Source organism: Sphingobacterium rhinopitheci, assembly GCF_022627575.1.
GTDB classification, from domain to species: domain Bacteria; phylum Bacteroidota; class Bacteroidia; order Sphingobacteriales; family Sphingobacteriaceae; genus Sphingobacterium; species Sphingobacterium rhinopitheci.
Map to the genome: position 1 here is coordinate 78,944 of NZ_JADEYQ010000006.1, position 16,795 is coordinate 95,738.

The 16,795-nt window shown below is 32.9% G+C and carries 16 protein-coding genes; 8 read left to right on the plus strand and 8 right to left on the minus strand.

Annotation, left to right across the window (positions count from 1 at the left end; translation table 11 throughout):
* Positions 1 to 54: 54 nt before the first annotated feature.
* Positions 55 to 822, minus strand: a complete 768-nt coding sequence (locus IP023_RS08095) for a TIGR03915 family putative DNA repair protein (protein ID WP_241789762.1) — start codon at positions 820 to 822, stop codon at positions 55 to 57.
* A 1-nt stretch (position 823) separates the two neighbouring features.
* Positions 824 to 2,080 (minus strand): putative DNA modification/repair radical SAM protein, encoded by a 1,257-nt coding sequence (locus IP023_RS08100; RefSeq protein WP_241789763.1) that lies wholly within the window; start codon positions 2,078 to 2,080, stop codon positions 824 to 826.
* 157 nt (positions 2,081 to 2,237) lie between these two features.
* Here IP023_RS08100 and IP023_RS08105 point away from each other — a divergent pair, with 157 nt between their 5' ends.
* The 5 genes from IP023_RS08105 to IP023_RS08125 all read left to right on the plus strand — a co-directional run bounded on the left by IP023_RS08105 (position 2,238) and on the right by IP023_RS08125 (position 6,913).
* On the plus strand, positions 2,238 to 2,939 hold the full coding sequence (locus tag IP023_RS08105; RefSeq protein WP_241789764.1) for an ABC transporter ATP-binding protein: 702 nt from the start codon (positions 2,238 to 2,240) through the stop codon (positions 2,937 to 2,939).
* Positions 2,920 to 3,876 carry an HlyD family secretion protein gene (locus tag IP023_RS08110; RefSeq protein WP_241789765.1) on the plus strand — a complete coding sequence of 319 codons (957 nt, stop codon included), beginning with the start codon at positions 2,920 to 2,922 and terminating at the stop codon, positions 3,874 to 3,876. Before IP023_RS08105 ends, IP023_RS08110 begins: the two co-directional genes overlap by 20 nt.
* A gap of 1 nt (position 3,877) precedes the next feature.
* Positions 3,878 to 5,011 (plus strand): ABC transporter permease, encoded by a 1,134-nt coding sequence (locus tag IP023_RS08115; RefSeq protein WP_241789766.1) that lies wholly within the window; start codon positions 3,878 to 3,880, stop codon positions 5,009 to 5,011.
* A gap of 2 nt (positions 5,012 to 5,013) precedes the next feature.
* Entirely contained in the window at positions 5,014 to 6,282 is a 1,269-nt protein-coding gene (locus IP023_RS08120; protein WP_241789767.1) for a TolC family protein, read from the plus strand.
* A gap of 169 nt (positions 6,283 to 6,451) precedes the next feature.
* Positions 6,452 to 6,913 carry a response regulator gene (locus IP023_RS08125; protein WP_241789768.1) on the plus strand — a complete coding sequence of 154 codons (462 nt, stop codon included), beginning with the start codon at positions 6,452 to 6,454 and terminating at the stop codon, positions 6,911 to 6,913.
* A 105-nt stretch (positions 6,914 to 7,018) separates the two neighbouring features.
* On the opposite strand, the gene IP023_RS08130 is transcribed toward IP023_RS08125, so the two are convergent.
* The 5 genes from IP023_RS08130 to IP023_RS08150 are packed head-to-tail and all read right to left on the minus strand — an operon-like array spanning position 7,019 to position 12,655.
* Positions 7,019 to 8,104: a sensor histidine kinase gene (locus IP023_RS08130; RefSeq protein WP_241789769.1), complete on the minus strand. Its 1,086-nt coding sequence runs from the start codon at positions 8,102 to 8,104 to the stop codon at positions 7,019 to 7,021.
* 22 nt (positions 8,105 to 8,126) lie between these two features.
* A complete protein-coding gene (locus tag IP023_RS08135; RefSeq protein WP_241789770.1) occupies positions 8,127 to 10,259 on the minus strand; it encodes a sensor histidine kinase in 2,133 nt (710 codons plus the stop codon).
* 27 nt (positions 10,260 to 10,286) lie between these two features.
* Positions 10,287 to 11,378, minus strand: coding sequence for a ThiF family adenylyltransferase (locus IP023_RS08140; RefSeq protein WP_241789771.1), 1,092 nt, complete (start codon positions 11,376 to 11,378; stop codon positions 10,287 to 10,289).
* 41 nt (positions 11,379 to 11,419) lie between these two features.
* Positions 11,420 to 12,232, minus strand: a complete 813-nt coding sequence (locus IP023_RS08145) for a hypothetical protein (protein ID WP_241789772.1) — start codon at positions 12,230 to 12,232, stop codon at positions 11,420 to 11,422.
* Between the two features lie 18 nt (positions 12,233 to 12,250).
* Complete coding sequence (locus IP023_RS08150) at positions 12,251 to 12,655, minus strand: response regulator (RefSeq protein WP_241789773.1); 405 nt, start codon at positions 12,653 to 12,655, stop codon at positions 12,251 to 12,253.
* A 324-nt stretch (positions 12,656 to 12,979) separates the two neighbouring features.
* Between IP023_RS08150 and IP023_RS08155 the strand changes: the two genes are divergently transcribed.
* Positions 12,980 to 14,128: an exo-beta-N-acetylmuramidase NamZ family protein gene (locus IP023_RS08155; RefSeq protein ID WP_241789774.1), complete on the plus strand. Its 1,149-nt coding sequence runs from the start codon at positions 12,980 to 12,982 to the stop codon at positions 14,126 to 14,128.
* 42 nt (positions 14,129 to 14,170) lie between these two features.
* On the opposite strand, the gene IP023_RS08160 is transcribed toward IP023_RS08155, so the two are convergent.
* Positions 14,171 to 14,782: a WbqC family protein gene (locus IP023_RS08160; protein ID WP_241789775.1), complete on the minus strand. Its 612-nt coding sequence runs from the start codon at positions 14,780 to 14,782 to the stop codon at positions 14,171 to 14,173.
* An 82-nt stretch (positions 14,783 to 14,864) separates the two neighbouring features.
* Here IP023_RS08160 and IP023_RS08165 point away from each other — a divergent pair, with 82 nt between their 5' ends.
* Both IP023_RS08165 and IP023_RS08170 read left to right on the plus strand, forming a co-directional pair.
* On the plus strand, positions 14,865 to 15,737 hold the full coding sequence (locus IP023_RS08165) for a lysophospholipid acyltransferase family protein (protein WP_241789776.1): 873 nt from the start codon (positions 14,865 to 14,867) through the stop codon (positions 15,735 to 15,737).
* Complete coding sequence (locus IP023_RS08170; RefSeq protein ID WP_241789777.1) at positions 15,734 to 16,759, plus strand: glycosyltransferase family 2 protein; 1,026 nt, start codon at positions 15,734 to 15,736, stop codon at positions 16,757 to 16,759. The genes IP023_RS08165 and IP023_RS08170 overlap by 4 nt, the downstream gene beginning before the upstream one ends.
* Positions 16,760 to 16,795 lie beyond the last annotated feature (36 nt).

Consider the following 16,795-nt stretch of genomic DNA (forward strand, 5'->3'; position numbering starts at 1 on the left):
TGAGCTACAAACTAGCATATGTCATATCCTTGTTAAAAGAAATTCAACACAAAATTATAGGCTTTGTTTCTCTATCAAATATTTCCAATAGCGCTTTGGGACATGCTGAATATGCAATTTTGTATTTTTTCGTGCTTCAATATTAGTACTCTTAAAATATTGCTTCCACAAGCGCTGATATTTTAACTCTGAATCATCTAGCTCAATCGTCTCTAGAGCTATTGATAAATTTACCTGTGTATGCTCAAAAAGTTGAATTTCAAAAACCTTCGTTTTATCGTACATAAACCCATAATTACGGCGTACATCATAAATCATCCAGCGTTGATCAGCATACCTATTTTTAAAAAATGCTATTATTAATGGTAAAACATTAAAATCAGGGTCTACCATGGAGAAATATAATCCATCATTACTTTTTTGAAACCGCACAAAAGCTTTCATTCTATGCTGCTCACGGCCTACCTTCTTTAAAGTCTGACTCAGCGTCATTACATCATTGTCGCCATAATCATGCAGTAAATTGAAGGAAGTAGAAAATCCTCGAACCATCAGATTAAATATCGCTTGATACGCCTGTGCATCTTCGGATAAATAAGCGCTATAAAAAGAACGGATTTCACTTTTTTTCAAGTGCTTGGATAATCCCTTCCATATTCGCTCTGCTTTGGTTTGATTCGTGATAATAGTTCTTGTTTGCGAAAACATATCTGCGCTATAGGATTGCTCTTCACAGATACGAACAGATACATCTTTAAACTCAAATGCCTCAAATACACAGGTTAGCAAACCCTGAAAAGAACCATCAAAAAGGTAATTCATTTTAGAATAATTGTAATTGAGCAGAGTTCAATATTTTTTTATATTTACTATTTCCTCCTTGTAGGATTTGACCTTTGACAACATCCATACTAGGCGTACCTATTTGAAAGGGCGAATCTGCGTATCGCATAAAATATTTTGCACGATTGAAGGCAATTCCCATTTTTCGAATTTGGTACTCATGTAATCGTCCATATTTCCTAGCCTTAACTATCTTCATAGCCGACTGCCTCCCTACTCCAGGAATACGTATTATAGCATTGTAATCTGCTGTATTAATATCAATAGGAAAAAAATGAGGATTACGTAAAGCCCAGCTCAATTTGGGATCAATATCCAAATCTAATTTTTGAAAGTTAGGGTTCAAAATTTCCTCCAAATCAAAGTTATAAAACCGTAATAACCAATCCGTTTGATAGAGCCTATTTTCACGAATCAAAGGAGGTTCAGACCCTATTTGTGGCAATAAAGAATTTGAATTGTTAATAGGAATATACCCGCTATAATACACCCGCTTCAAATTATAATTGCTATAGAAATCTTTAGCAATAGCCATCACTTCAAAATCAGTCTCTGCTGTCGCGCCTATGACCATCTGCGTACTTTGACCTGCGGGCACAAATTTTGGGACATGCTTAATTAACTTAGACTCGCCCTTGTAAGCAATCATCTGCTTGTTAATATGCATTAGAGGTTTACGGACAGAATCGTGATCCTTTTCAGGCGCCATTAATTTTAACCCTTCTTCGGTCGGCATTTCGAGATTTATACTCATCCTATCTACATACAAACCTGCTTCATTAATCATCTCTTCGCTTGCACCTGGAATTGTCTTCAAATGTATATACCCATTATATCTCTCTTCTAATCGCAATTTCTTAACGATGCGTAGAAGACGCTCCATGGTATAATCGGCATTTTTAAAAATTCCTGAGCTCAAAAACAAACCTTCAATATAATTTCTTCTATAAAAATTCATAGTCAACTCGACCACCTCATCAACCGTAAAAGCAGCGCGTTGAATATCATTAGACTTGCGGCTAACACAAAATGCACAGTCGTAAATACAATGGTTCGTCAAAAGAATTTTCAGTAGAGATACACATCTACCATCTTCCGTATAGGTATGACAGATACCTGATTGTGAAGCGTTACCAATCCCTCCATCATTCTTCCGCTTACTGCCACTAGAACTACAGCTCACATCATATTTCGCTGCATCAGCAAGTATTTTTAATTTTTCTTCAATTCTTTCCATAGTAAAAAGTAAAACAAAATTACTAAAATAATTAGTAAATTAAACTACAAATTTTAGCATTAGAAAAAAATAACTTTTATAGGTGAATATTTTACATTAAAACCATATTTAGATTCATTTGTTATGTAATTTAGTACTTTATTGAAAATTAATAAATATGTCCGAAGAGATCGTTAGGTTAGAAGGAGTAAATAAGATTTATCAAACAGGGGATACTACAATTACCGCTTTAGCTAAAACAGATATTTCCTTTCATGCTAATAAATTAACATTAATAATGGGACCCTCTGGGTCGGGCAAAACTACCCTACTTTCTATTTTGGGTTGCGTGATATACCCTACTTCAGGCAAAGTATATTATAAAAATCAAGAAGTAACTAAATGGAATGAAGATCAATTAGCCGATTTACGCTTAAAAGAAATAGGATTTGTATTCCAACAGTTCAATTTAATTGAGCCTTTGAATGCACTAGAAAATGTAATGCAGCCATTGACATTGCAAAACATAGAAACACATACGGCACGCGAAAGATCTATTAAAGCTTTGGAAGCTGTTGGATTGGGCGAGCGCATGAAAAATCTACCCAAAAAATTAAGTGGTGGTCAAAAACAACGTGTAGCTATAGCGCGCGCATTAGTATCCGAACCCTCGATGATACTGTGTGATGAGCCTACAGCATCATTAGATTCAAAAAGTGCAAAAGTAATTATGTCCGAGCTTAAGCAATTATCTCAAACTGGTAAAGCGGTAATTATCGTTACGCACGATCTACGCTTGAGAGAATTTGCAGATCACATTATATACGTCGAAGAAGGACATGTGTCAACATCTATAAAAAATGAAGAAAATTATAAATAATATCTTTCTAATTAGTGCCTGTATTATGGCCATTTCCACTTCTTCTTGTGGTAACAAAAAGGAGAATAAAGTATATACTCCAAGTACAAGTGAGATTATACAACAAGTAGATACTGTAATTGCTATAGGTAAAGTTACTGCAGAAAATGGAACAGCTTTGATCGCTTCCAGCACATCAGCTATGGTAAAGGATATCCTTATAAATGAAGGGGATACAGTACAAGTAGGCACTATACTTATGAAGCTTTCAAATAAATCAGGCAATATAGATGTTGCTATTGCTAATAGTAAGTTGCAAACAATCCAAGATCAAAATACCATTACGCAGAAGGATATAGAAAGAGAGCAAATCAATTTAGCATTTCTAGAACAGAAGTATAAAACATCGAAATCACTCTTTGAGCAAGAAGCCGAAACAAAAGAAAATTATCTGAATGATGAATCAAATTACCTACAACAGCAGCAGCGTGTTGCAGGTTTAAAAAAGCAATTGCAGGTAAATCAAGCACAAGCAAAAGAACAAAAACTCAATATTGATAAAACAGCTATTACATTAGAAGACTATACTATTATTGCTCCGCAAGAAGGGATTATAACAAATCTGAACGCTAAGATTGGTCAAAATGTAAATACGAATGAATCATTGGGTGAAATAATAGACACAAAGAAAATTATTATTGAGGCTGAGGTAGATGAACTTTTTGCGGATCAAATAGCCGTTGGACAAGAGGTAACATTTATCAATATCAATACCAAACAGAATTTGGGAAAAGGCAAAATTATATACAGTTCGCCCACATTGATGAATAAATCCATTTTATACGAGACTGCTAATGAAGCTGACGATCGTAGAGTATTGCGTATAAAAATCAAACCTATCACAGGAAAGGAATTATTAATTAATGCGAAGGTAGAATGTCAAATAAAAATCAAGTAATATGTTAGGCTTAGCCTGGAAATTCATACGATTCGATAGAGCGAAAAGTGTTGGGGTCATCACAGCAATAGTAATCAGCATATTCCTAATTGGACAACAATTAAGCTTGCTTTTCTTTTTGATGGGATTGATGGGAAATTTGGTCGGAAATGCTCCTATTCAAGAGGATGAGATATGGGTAATCGAAAGGCAGACGGACAATGTGAATGCTTTGAATGTAATAGATCAGCGTCTAGTACAGGAAATCGGTAGCTTACCTTTTATAGCTCAAGCGGAACCTGTCGTAATAGCATCAGGTCAGGCTACCTTTTTGGATGGGAAGACCGCTGCTGTCACATTAGTAGGCTCTGTAGCACCGTCATTTATGATGGGCCCTATTGAAAGTAAAATTAAGGAAGGCAATATTGAAGATTTAATGCAGCCATATGCCGTGTCAGCGGAATTTTTCAGTGCCAAGACATGGAGTACAACATTAAGCCTAGGTAAGGCTATCGAAATCAATGGAAAAAGCGCACAAATTAAAGTAATCACAAAAAATGCACAGGCATTTGGTGCTTCCTTAATGTATACAAGTATTGAAAATGCACGATTTCTAGGCAATGTATCGCCAACAAAAATAAGTATCGTTATCGCACGTGTAAAAGATAAAGATCAAAAACAGGAAGTCATCCAACAGATCAACACCTTGTATCCAAATCTTAAAGCTTGGGATATAGCCAAGTTACAATCCTCTACCGTAAAAGAAATTCTTATTAGTTCGAATATGGGTATGAGCTTTGGTACATTAGTATTATTTGCGATGATATCGGGATTCTTTATTATCGGATTAACATTATATTCGTCCGCATTGGACCGTATCAAAGACTACGGAACATTGAAAGCAATAGGAGCTAAGAAAGGATATGTAAATAAACTAATCATAGCTCAGGCTTTTTTATATGCTATTATCGGCTACGTAATAGCCATATTCTTATTATATGGCTTCAAATTTGGCGTTGCTAATTCTGGGTTAGCTATTGATATAACTATTCCATTTGCCTTATTTTTATTATTTGTGACATTATTTATTTCTATAGGAGGTTCATTATTTGCAGTCCGAAAGATATCCAAACTTGAACCAGCATCTGTTTTTTAATTATGAAAAAAATCATTATATATTTATTAGCCACCCTTCCACTATCTATTAATGCACAAACATTAAGCATTCAAGAATTGTGGGATAAGCTAAACGAAACAAATATAGCGAGACAAAATCAATTGGAAGTTGAAATTTCAAATCAAGAATTAGCAATAGAACACTTGAACAAATTTCCAATAGTATATGGAGATATTAATTTACAAAGAAATCTGATAACACCTACAACCCCTGTACCAGCGATAGCATTTGATCCCTCGGCACAAGAAGGAGCTATATTACCCCTCAAATTCGCGACAAATTGGAATGCCAAAGCAGGAATACAAGCCGAATGGAAATTTTTTGACCCAAGTAGAAAAACAACATTACAAGAAAAAAATATTCGTCTAGAAAAGGCACAAATAGAACAAAAACGTAGTGCACAAAATATAAAAAGGGATGCCACATTAGCCTATACCAGTATCGTATTGGCAAGCTTACAACATCAAGCTGCCGTAGAAGATTCAATACTATATGAACAAATACTACGTACTACGAAAATACGCTATGAGGCTGGCAGAGAGACAACAGAACAATTACTAAATGCGCAACAAGAATATGAGCGCAAAAAAATCCAGCTTTATGAAACATGGTCTATCCTATGTGAATCTGACTTGGAATTACAAAAATATATTGAGACAAATACTATAGAAAAGTTGACAACAGGGATAGATGATATAAAAGAGGCTATAAAAGAATACGAGAATATAAACTACGATGCGCAAGTAAATACGCTTGACCTTAAACTAAATGAAAATGAGCGTCAATCCTTCAAAAGACAGCTTTTACCTTCTTTAACATTTAATGCATATTATGGTGCACAGTTTTTCAACAATAAGCTACACCTATCAAACTCAAACAATTGGTTTGGAAATAGCTACGCTAATGTTGCACTTCGCATTCCTATTTCAACCTACTTAATACAAAATCCTACCTTAAATAAAATTAACAGTCAACAAATGCTCAACCAGATAAAATTAGATGATGTTAACAAATTAGATGAGATTCAACGCAATCAACGAAAACAAAAAATATTAGCTGCAGAGCAAAAAGTAAAATCTTATCAACGTATCGTGGATTTATCAAAGGAAAATTTAGAACAGAAAAAAATAGAATTTGAATCCGGGAGAATATTATTAAGTGATTACAACCTTATACTAAACAAATATAGCAGTAATCAGAAAGAACTTTGGCAAGCACAATACGATTTAATTACAATTTTCGTAAATTAGATATAAAATAGTACGTTTAAATTACAAAAAAAATAATATATTTGCAGACACAACTAATAACCAACAGTTTATAAAAAAATTACTAATAGTTTCTAAAATAAAAAAATAACGGTATATTAGTTAAGTACATCACACCATAACTACTAAAGAATAAGTTAACATGAAAAACATGGACGATAAAATCAACATTTTATATGTTGATGATGAAGAAAACAATCTAATTTCGTTCAAAGCTAATTTTAGGATTAAATATAATGTTTTCACTGCTATAAGTGGCCAATCAGCATTAGAACTATTAGAGAAAACTAACATTTCCGTAATTATTACAGATCAGCGTATGCCAGAGATGACTGGAGTGGCATTCTTAGAGAAAGTATGCGAGCTTTATCCCGACACAATACGCATCCTGCTGACAGGGTACGCGGATATAAGTGCCGTGATAGATGCTGTAAACAAAGGAAAAATCTACCAATATCTGAGTAAACCATGGAATGAGAATGAGCTAGATCAAACTATTCAGGATGCCTATGAGCTATATTCTAAAAAACAAGAGACCATGGAGCAATTCTCTAAATTGGAAGTAAGTAACGAACAATTAGAGTTTTTATTAAGACAGAGTCTTCTTTCTTAATGGGTTAACCTCCACAAGCTATTTTTACAGACTACAAAAAAAACATATCAAAAGCCCTATTTATATAAAAATAGGGCTTTTGATATGTTGTGCATAATTTTTATATTACTTACTCGGTATTGTAATAGTAAAAGTAGTACCGACATTAAGAATCGATTCCAACTTAATATCTCCATTAAGTTTTACCAAAGCATTTTTCACATTATATAAACCTAACCCAGAACCTTGCATTTGACTTGTTGCTCTAAAGAATAATTTAAATACATTCTGCTTATGTTCATCAGGAATTCCTATTCCATTATCTTTAATTACAATTTTACATAAGCCATTTTCTACATTTATATCTAAAATAACCTTCTTATTAGGTTCATTTTTTTGTTGATATTTTATTGAATTAGAAATTAAATTATGAAGAATCAATTCAATTACTGCCTTATCGCATTTAAACTTACTATTTTGATGCACAGATATTTGAAAATCCAACACATTGGTAGAAGTATAAATCTTATAGTAATTTTCAATATTCGTTGCTAAAAGTTTAAGATCTATCTCTTCTAATTTCAACTCACCTCTTCTTAGCAGGTAATAATCTTTTAAACTATCAATATAGGCATCTAATTTGAGAACAGAGTTATTCATCAAATCCAGTATATCATATATCTCCTCTAAGTTGTCAAACTCTTTGGCTAACGAAATAGCAGATGATATTCCAACCAATGGATCACGTAAATCATGACTTACACTGTAAGCGAACTTATCTAGTTCTCGATAGGCTTGTTCTAATTCTTGATTTTTCTTTTCTAGCAAAGAAGTAGCTAAATAAAACTTATTAGCTTCAATAATAGCAGAAAGAATATCTTCATTTTCCCAAGGCTTGCGAATAAATCTATAAATATTTCCCTTATTAATGGAATCAATTAATATTTCCATGTTTGCATACGCCGTCAATAAGATGCGTATAGGAGCAGGGAAATCAACTTTAATCCTTTCCAAAAAATTAATACCTAATTCATTAGGCATCATATGATCACAAAAGATAATCCTAATATTAGGATTCAAACGTAATACTTCCTCAGCCTCAACCGTAGATTGTGCTATATGTACAATACATGACAAACGAAAATTAGCCTTAAAACTTAATAAGTTATTAATTTCGTCATCAATATATAGAACTTCAATTTCTTTATCCATAAACAATTATGTACCTAATACATTACACGATTTGATTTACTGGTAGCTTAATAATAAAAGTTGTTTTTTCACCTTCTACTGAGCTAACTATCAACTCACCATTATGCTTTAATACCGTGTTATATGCTATTGACATCCCTAAGCCCGTACCTTCACCCACATCTTTAGTAGTAAAGAATGGTTCAAAAATTTTATTAATGACAGCAGAAGGAATACCAATACCATTGTCTTCGATTAATATCTGCACAAACCCTTCATCAGCTAATAGAGTACTTTCTATCTTAATAATTCCTCCGGGTTTATTATTAAATTTTTTCTCTACAGCATAAATTCCATTCGTCAGAATATTTAAAAATACCTGATTCAATTTTCCAGGATAACACTCTATTTGTGGCAAATTACCTAATTTTTTATCTAATTGTATATTCTCAGACAATAAACTTCCAAGAATTACCAATGTAGACTCAATTCCTAAATTAATATCTGCCTTCATTACAGCATCTTCGTCTACTCTAGAGAATATACGTAAACTCTTCACTATTTCTGCAGTTCGACTCGCTCCATCATGCATACCTCTTAACAAGAAATCAATCTCCGACTTCAAGTAATCAATATCGAGCTCTCTCTTATAACTATCAATTCGAGTTTTTCTATCTGAAGCTATCGAATTTTCTTCCAAAGCAACATTTTCAACATAAGAAAAGGCATCCCACACCATTTCTAAGTCACGTTTTAATGGTTTTACATTAGACGTCACAAAATTAATAGGATTATTAATTTCATGGGCTACTCCAGCTGTTAACTGACCTAAAGAAGCCATTTTTTCAGATTCTACGAGTTGAGATTGTGCTTCTTTCAAATCATGAATAGCATCTTGAAGAGAATGATTTGATAATTGCAACTCATGCGTACGCTCTTCAATTTTCTCTTCTAATATAATATTTTGCTCTCTAATCAATCTGTCATTTTCCCGTAAAGCATTGAATTCTCTTTTCTGAGATTCTTCCTTTTCACGTCTATAAATATTCATTTTATTAGCCAACGCAAATGATAGTAATAAGGCTTCAATAGAAACACCCAATTGAACTATATAAGTTGTAAGTTGACTATATCTAATAACTCCAATATCCTTAAGTACAAAAACGATTACAGTAGATAAAAATATACCCCAAGCTATCAAAAATAAATTAGCTACTTTACTGCCTTTTCTTCGCACATAAAATGCAATGTATAACACAAAAAGAGAGCCTATTCCAGCTACAAAATTCACTAATTTGTAGCCCAATGAAACATCTACAAACAATAATAAAATAGCGACTGCATCTGCAATAATAATAATATTAAGATACACTCCAAATCGTCTTGTATAATCTTTAATACTTAAAAATGACCGCACAAAAAGTACAGATGCTATACCTGACATTGCGCCAGAAAATGGAACAATATAATTTACTATAGCGTAATTTTCATACAAAAACCTATGAAATAACCCTAATACAGCAATTTGTGCAATCGTAACCCATAAGATGTAATTGACGTAATAAAAATACTGCAAATCCTTTAACGACAGGAATAGGAATAAATTATACAACAGCATAGCCAACATGAAGCCAATAAAAATTCCTGTTCGCAAATCAAACTTTAAAAGATTATTTGCTAAATCATCTTTTTGATAAATCGACAATGGAATAAGCAATTGCATATTACTATTCGTTTTGAAGTAATAAGTAACATTATCCCCATATTCCATAAAAAATTTAAACGTTAAAAACTGATGATCAAACACACGGTTATTCTGTGTTTTATAAGATTCAATACTTATACTATCAACTACAGAGCTGTCTTTTACAATATATAATGTAGCTGCGTTGAGCAATGGATTTTCAAGATTCAACACAAGATTTCTACAGTCGGAGTGATTAGAAACAGTAAACTTTAACCAGTAAGTAGAATTTGTAATACCAAAGTTCAACACTTCACTATTACTTTCTTCGAACGAAACATTCGACTTCAATAATTGACCTATCGTCAACTTACTTGTTGGATCTTCATGATAAGAGATACTCTTACCTATATAATTAGATTTTGCTTCTGTAAAATGAATTATATTAACAGCTTGGCCTTTAAAACAAGCTATTAATAAAATAAAACACATTATAAATCTATAATAGAACATAATCTTTTAATTAATAAATTCTATTGGATCAGTATTTAATATATCCTCTACATCAAAATACCAACGTCCAGAAATACACTTTTCACCTAATAAAATACGTCTTACTATGTCGGTAGTTATTCCGCCACCCATCGTAACAGATGAAGCTAATTGTGGCCACGAACGTATCGTTTTCCCCATTTGTGAGAATGCTTCAATCATCTTAGGTGACAATCTGTCTTTATCCACAATTTTCAAAATTAATTGTAATTTAGCTTCAGGTGATAAATCATTTAGATTGGCCAATTCAGTTTCGCTAATTAAGCCGTGTAAAATACCACGAGTACCTTCTACATCAAATCTTTCAATATCTACCATACAACGATCATTCGTTTCCATTACTACCGGAATCTGATATTCACGTGCTAATAATCGACTGGATAACTTCATATCCAGACTATCACATAACTCAATTAATACGTCTAACTGACCGTCTTTTAGAAAAAAGTCCTTCATATTTGAAGCATTAAGCCCCTCCATAAATACTTCAACTTCCAAATAAGGATCTATCTCAGCTATTTCTCTAGCAACAACAATAACTTTAGATAGACCAAGATTATGTACTGATGTGCGTATTCTATTCAGATTACTTAGCTCAATAGTGTCAAAATCAGCTAAGCGAAGCTTGCCACAGACACGCTCCATGGCTATGGTCAATGCTACAGATTGACCTACGGAAAGTCCAATTATACCTACACTCCTATCTTTAAGGATTGCTTGCTCTTCCGGAGATATTTTATTATTGTTTCTATTAGTTCTGACTTCAAAAAACTCTTGCTCATCTAATAAATGAACGAGACGATTAGCCCAAGGATAATATACCCATGCACCGTAATAGGCTAATGATCTTCCGAGGAGTTCATTATGGATAAAATCTTCATATTCACTTTTATCTATTGTAGATTTATCAGGATTACGAACCTTATAAAGATCAACTAACTGATCCTCAATGGTGTCATAAATAGCCATATCAGAATTAGATATTTTTAAATCATTTAATGAATTGAAATCAATTAAATTATCTAATCTAAAAATAATAGGTTTAAATGAAGTAATCATTGGTAAATGTACTTGGTTTATAATAAACTAATGATATGAGGTTAAATGAAAATTTGAGGCTCATCAGCATTTAATATAGTTTCTTTATGTATATCTTTCAATTTGCTAATAACCTCCTTCAAATTCCATTTATCCATAAATGGTAATTCAATCTGATATTCGATTTCAATTTCTTTCTTTCTTAAAAGCTCGACACTGTTAATAGTAAGATTATTACGCATCCGATTAATAGCAATGCGCTCTAAATCTTCTGCTAAAGAAAGTTCCTTTACATCAGGCAATAGCATGGTCGTAGCTATTAAATCCAATTTGGGGTAATAAAATGTACCGTCATTACCAACACTAGATTCTAATTTATAACCAACACTTTCTGCCATCTTAACAGTATATGGCGCACAAAGCGCAAATAAGGACTGAAGACCTATCTGAGTAGAAATCGCAACAGCAGCTCTCGTCAAAAAAATACTCCCTACTCCATATCCAGCAATCTCCCTTGAGTTCCATAGCCCGCATACTTCTCCGGTTCCATATTGAGCATATTGCCAGACTAAATCAAATATTTTATTATCCAATTTTCCGGTAGCTTCTTCGATAGGTAAAGGTTGAGATCCTCCCGATACATGAACCCTAGCACCTCCATATACGAACTGGCCATCTAATGACTCGACTATTAGAACAAATGCTCCTGGATTAAACATCCAATCATTTCTTGAAGAAGTCACCTTTTTAACACCAATCGCTGTTAACACATTAGCATGTCCCTCAATAAACAATTCACATGCTTTTGGGTCATCTAGTGCTCTAAAAGCACGAAGGCGTACCACAGGACGTCCACTATTTAAAGTTAAACTCACGTTACAAGTATATTTTAATTATTTAAAATAAGCATCTAGTACAGAAAACAATTTATCCTTATCCAAGGGCTTATTGAAATATCCTTTTACGAAAGGATATTCTTTAGATTTATTAATATCAATATCATTATCCGAGGAACTAACGATAAAAAAAGGCGACTTAGTTAGTATTTCATGATTATGCAAAACTAAAGCATCCAAAAACTGCCATCCATTCAAAATAGGCATATTAATATCTACAAATACTACTTTAGGCATCAAATTAGTTTCGGTTGCATTTTCTATAAAATAGTCCAACGCACTCTTTCCATTATCAAAGACAATTACTTCTATTCTACCATTATCATATTTCTCTACTAATTTTTGAAAAATAAAGCAAAAAATACTATTATCGTCAATTAATACAATGCGCTGTACCTCCATTCTAACCCTAGAATAATTGTTGTTATAAAAAAATAAAAGATTACAAGTATTATAAAAATCAGCTAATAATAATTATTTAGTTTTCTTTGTATATCTCTCAAGGTAGAAAGAAAAAAGCCTTTCCTCGCTACAAAAATATTAAAAAAAAACATTAAAATATTCTTTATGCATAATATTATACAATAAATTTTAAAAACAACTATACGTTAATTACAATTACTTAGACTATAGATAAAATCATTAGTATTAAATAAAATAGTTGTTATTTTCACAATAAAGAATCTTTTGAAAAAGGGCTCTAAAACATTTTGTTATTTTAGCATTATGAATTCACAAACTAAGTTTGGAGTAGATGTAATTATAGATAATGCTAATAATTACAAGGGTTTAAAAATCGCTTTATTATGCAACCAAGTAAGTGTTACCGCTAACGGAATACATTCTAGATTAGCACTTCAACAATCAGGTTTGTCCTTAGTAAAATTATTTGCACCAGAGCATGGTTTTGACACAAAAGGTGTAGATGGCGCTTTCATCAATCATCAAATAGACGAGCTAACAGGATTACCTATTGTAAGTCTATATAGCAATAAGTTGATGCCATCAGAAGAAGACCTTTTTGATGTAGATATTGTACTTGTGGACCTTCCTGATATCGGCAGTAGATTTTACACCTATTTATGGACAATGAGCTACATCTTAGAGTCTTGTGAGAAATATGACAAACGCGTTATTATTCTCGACCGCCCCAATCCAATGGCACACAATATCGATCTCGCCGAAGGGCCAATTTTAAACCAACAATGCGCTTCATTTATAGGCCGCTTTCCAATACCAGTTACCCATCAGTGTACATTTGGCGAACTAGCACGATATTTTAAGGCTACAATATATCCAAATACACATTTAGAGGTTATAAAGATGGAAAATTGGGATCGATTAAGCAATTGCGGCTACAGCTTCTTTCCTACTTCACCAGCTATTCAACATAGGGAAACAACATACACATATGCTGGTGCTTGCCTATTTGAGGGTTTGAACATCAATGAAGGAAGAGGGTCAGAATATCCATTTTCGCAATTTGGAGCCCCTTGGATAGACGCTGAAATATTATATCAAGAGATAAAAAAGCAAAAAATCGGTAATGCTCAAGTACAAATAGTCAAATACACACCATCGATTAGCTTATATGCAGAACAAGTCTGCCATGGCTTGCGTATTATACCTAATCAGCCAAGCACCTTTCAATCATTTTCTTATTTCTTAAAGGTAATAAAGATAATAAACAAATTATTCCCTAATAAACTTCAAGAAAGAAACTATTATACAAATGTAAATCCAGAAGGCAAAAATCATCTGGATCTACTTATTGGTATACCAAATGCATTTGATCTCTTAAAAGAAGGAAATATTAACCCCAAATTGGAAGATAAGGATTGGAAAAATATTATTTCACCCTATCTATTATATTAGTATTGTCCAGCTAAAAAAACTTAAGCTGGACAACACCATATTTTATAAGTAGTTTTTACTTTGTGGCCCTTGATTAAAAATCAAGTCTATAACACTTAAATTAGGAATAAAACCTGTTCTATCTTCAAACAACTGATAATACGGTTTTTGATTCAAATAGACAGTTTCTTTCTTTGGATGAATAGTATTACGATAATCAAAAGCATCGTCATAATCCTTTACATAAAGGTCTGTAAATTCGATAGGCTTTTTAATCTTTAACACCTTAAATATTAATTCTAATTGTTTGATATTATAATCAAATAAGAAATCATATTTTTGATTATAGAACGTATGAAAATCATCTTCATAATACTCAAAATATGCAGAACTACGGTAAGCAGTCTGAATACTTTGCCAATGCAAACGTTGCCAATCGTGATCATCATTGATACGCACTTCTTTCATCGTTACGCGTTGCTTGCGCCCATGTTCTATCGGAACGAATAAATCCAAAACACCATTAGCGGTACCTATACATGTACGACTACGGTATGTTTGCTTTTGAAAATGCTCATAGGGATCAATTTTCACTGGAACATCATGCTTTTGAATAGCATGCAAGTAAGAGATAGGCGGAAGATAAAGACTCGATAATATGATAGAATTAGACATGTTCAAAATTAACTTTAAAATTATCGGCAAAAATAACTTAAATTAAGGATATTTGTGCACTAAAACTCGACAAAGCATATACATGAATAAAAACATACTATCTTCCATGCTATGGTTAATTTCCAAAATGCCCTTTTGGTTATTATATCTTATCTCGGATATGATATTTGTATTGTTGTATTACATCCTTGGATACCGTAAAAAAATAGTTTACAAAAACCTATATAATTCGTTCCCTGAAAAGAGTGAAGTAGAGATTCGAGCTATAGCAAAGAAATTTTACAAATACCTTCCTGATGTAATGGTAGAAACTATAAAAATGATTTCTATATCCAAGGAAGAAGTTTTAAAACGAATAGAGCTCGTGAATGCAGAAGAGCTATACCGCCATTTTGATAAAGAGAAAGGTGTTATCTGTGTTACATCACATTATTGCAATTGGGAATTGGCAATCCATCGATTGTCATTAATGACAGATTTTCCAAAATTAATAATATATAAGCCACTAAATAATAAAGATTTTGATACTATCTTTAATAATATTAGGACAAAATATGGTGCTACTATGGTGCCCATGAAGCAAATATTAAGACATATCGTAAAATTAAAGAATAAGCCACATATCAGTGTATTTGCTGCGGACCAAACTCCAATATATCAGGATTCAGATTATTTCATGCAATTTATGAATCAAGAAAGCCTTGTATACACTGGTACAGAAAGAATATCAAAGATGACGGGCAACCCCGTTATTTTCTGTGAAATAAGAAGAAAAGCCGAAAGAGGATTTTATTATTGCAAATTCACCACTTTGGTTGAAGACCCTACGTCATATTCGCAATATGAGATAACACAAATTCACAACAATTACACGGAAAAAATAATTCGTGAAGAGCCACAATATTGGATGTGGTCACATAATCGTTGGAAAAGACAGAGAAGAGATAAAGTATGAAACAGACACCAAAGGTAGCCGTAGTAATATTGAATTGGAACAATAAATATTTCTTAGAGAAATTTCTACCATCTATATATAATAGTCACTATAGCAATATAGAATTCATAATAGGCGACAATGCTTCTACAGATGACTCTATTGCTTTTGTAGAGGAATATTATCCAAAAATAAGAATCATAAAAAACGACAAAAATTATGGTTTCGCTGGTGGATACAACAAAATATTGACGCAGGTAGATGCCGATTATTATGTGCTTCTAAACTCGGACGTCGAAGTAACGCATAATTGGATTGAGCCCATCATCAGTATGATGGAAAGAGAAAACTATGCTGCAGCACAGCCTAAGATTCGCGCTTACCACAAAAAAGATACTTTTGAGCACGCCGGTGCCGCGGGCGGATATATCGATAAATATGGGTACCCATTCTGCCGAGGCCGGATCATGCAGTATACCGAAATGGACAATGGGCAATATGACCAAGAACAGGAGATTTTTTGGGCTACAGGAGCAGCATTATTTATTCGTGCACAGGTATGGAAAGAATTGAATGGATTTGATGCAGATTTCTTTGCACATATGGAAGAAATAGATTTATGCTGGAGGCTTAAAAAATCAGGCTATAAAGTTGGTTATTGTCCCGACAGTATTGTCTATCACGTCGGTGGTGGCACTTTGAATGCCAGTAATCCAAAGAAGACATATTTAAACTTCCGCAACAACTTAGTGATGCTTCAAAAGAACCTTCCTTTAGGCAAAGCAGTGTGGATTATATTTATACGTTTGTGGTTAGATTTACTAGCATTATGTAGTTTTATGGCACAAAGAAAATTCAAAGATGCATGGGCCATAAGCAAGGCACATCAGTATTTTTTCTTGCATTTCTTTAAGAATGCTGCTAAGCGAAAGAAATATTCCAAAACAGAGAACAAAAAAGGAATTTATAAAAAATCCATCATCTGGGACTTTTACGTGAATAAAATTCAAAAATTCTCAGACTTACCTGTCAATAATTTTTAACAGTCATATATCTTCAGAATATCAACAATTTACCTT

Excerpts from the sequence above, each read along its gene's own strand:
- IP023_RS08095 (WP_241789762.1), bottom strand. The coding sequence starts at position 822 with ATGAATTACCTTTTTGATGGTTCTTTTCAGGGTTTGCTAACCTGTGTA.
- IP023_RS08140 (WP_241789771.1), bottom strand. The coding sequence starts at position 11,378 with ATGATTACTTCATTTAAACCTATTATTTTTAGATTAGATAATTTAATT.
- IP023_RS08110 (WP_241789765.1), top strand. The coding sequence starts at position 2,920 with ATGAAGAAAATTATAAATAATATCTTTCTAATTAGTGCCTGTATTATG.
- IP023_RS08170 (WP_241789777.1), top strand. The coding sequence starts at position 15,734 with ATGAAACAGACACCAAAGGTAGCCGTAGTAATATTGAATTGGAACAAT.
- IP023_RS08165 (WP_241789776.1), top strand. The coding sequence starts at position 14,865 with ATGAATAAAAACATACTATCTTCCATGCTATGGTTAATTTCCAAAATG.
- IP023_RS08150 (WP_241789773.1), bottom strand. The coding sequence starts at position 12,655 with ATGGAGGTACAGCGCATTGTATTAATTGACGATAATAGTATTTTTTGC.
- IP023_RS08130 (WP_241789769.1), bottom strand. The coding sequence starts at position 8,104 with ATGGATAAAGAAATTGAAGTTCTATATATTGATGACGAAATTAATAAC.
- IP023_RS08100 (WP_241789763.1), bottom strand. The coding sequence starts at position 2,080 with ATGGAAAGAATTGAAGAAAAATTAAAAATACTTGCTGATGCAGCGAAA.
- IP023_RS08155 (WP_241789774.1), top strand. The coding sequence starts at position 12,980 with ATGAATTCACAAACTAAGTTTGGAGTAGATGTAATTATAGATAATGCT.
- IP023_RS08160 (WP_241789775.1), bottom strand. The coding sequence starts at position 14,782 with ATGTCTAATTCTATCATATTATCGAGTCTTTATCTTCCGCCTATCTCT.
- IP023_RS08125 (WP_241789768.1), top strand. The coding sequence starts at position 6,452 with ATGGACGATAAAATCAACATTTTATATGTTGATGATGAAGAAAACAAT.
- IP023_RS08120 (WP_241789767.1), top strand. The coding sequence starts at position 5,014 with ATGAAAAAAATCATTATATATTTATTAGCCACCCTTCCACTATCTATT.
- IP023_RS08115 (WP_241789766.1), top strand. The coding sequence starts at position 3,878 with ATGTTAGGCTTAGCCTGGAAATTCATACGATTCGATAGAGCGAAAAGT.
- IP023_RS08135 (WP_241789770.1), bottom strand. The coding sequence starts at position 10,259 with ATGTGTTTTATTTTATTAATAGCTTGTTTTAAAGGCCAAGCTGTTAAT.
- IP023_RS08105 (WP_241789764.1), top strand. The coding sequence starts at position 2,238 with ATGTCCGAAGAGATCGTTAGGTTAGAAGGAGTAAATAAGATTTATCAA.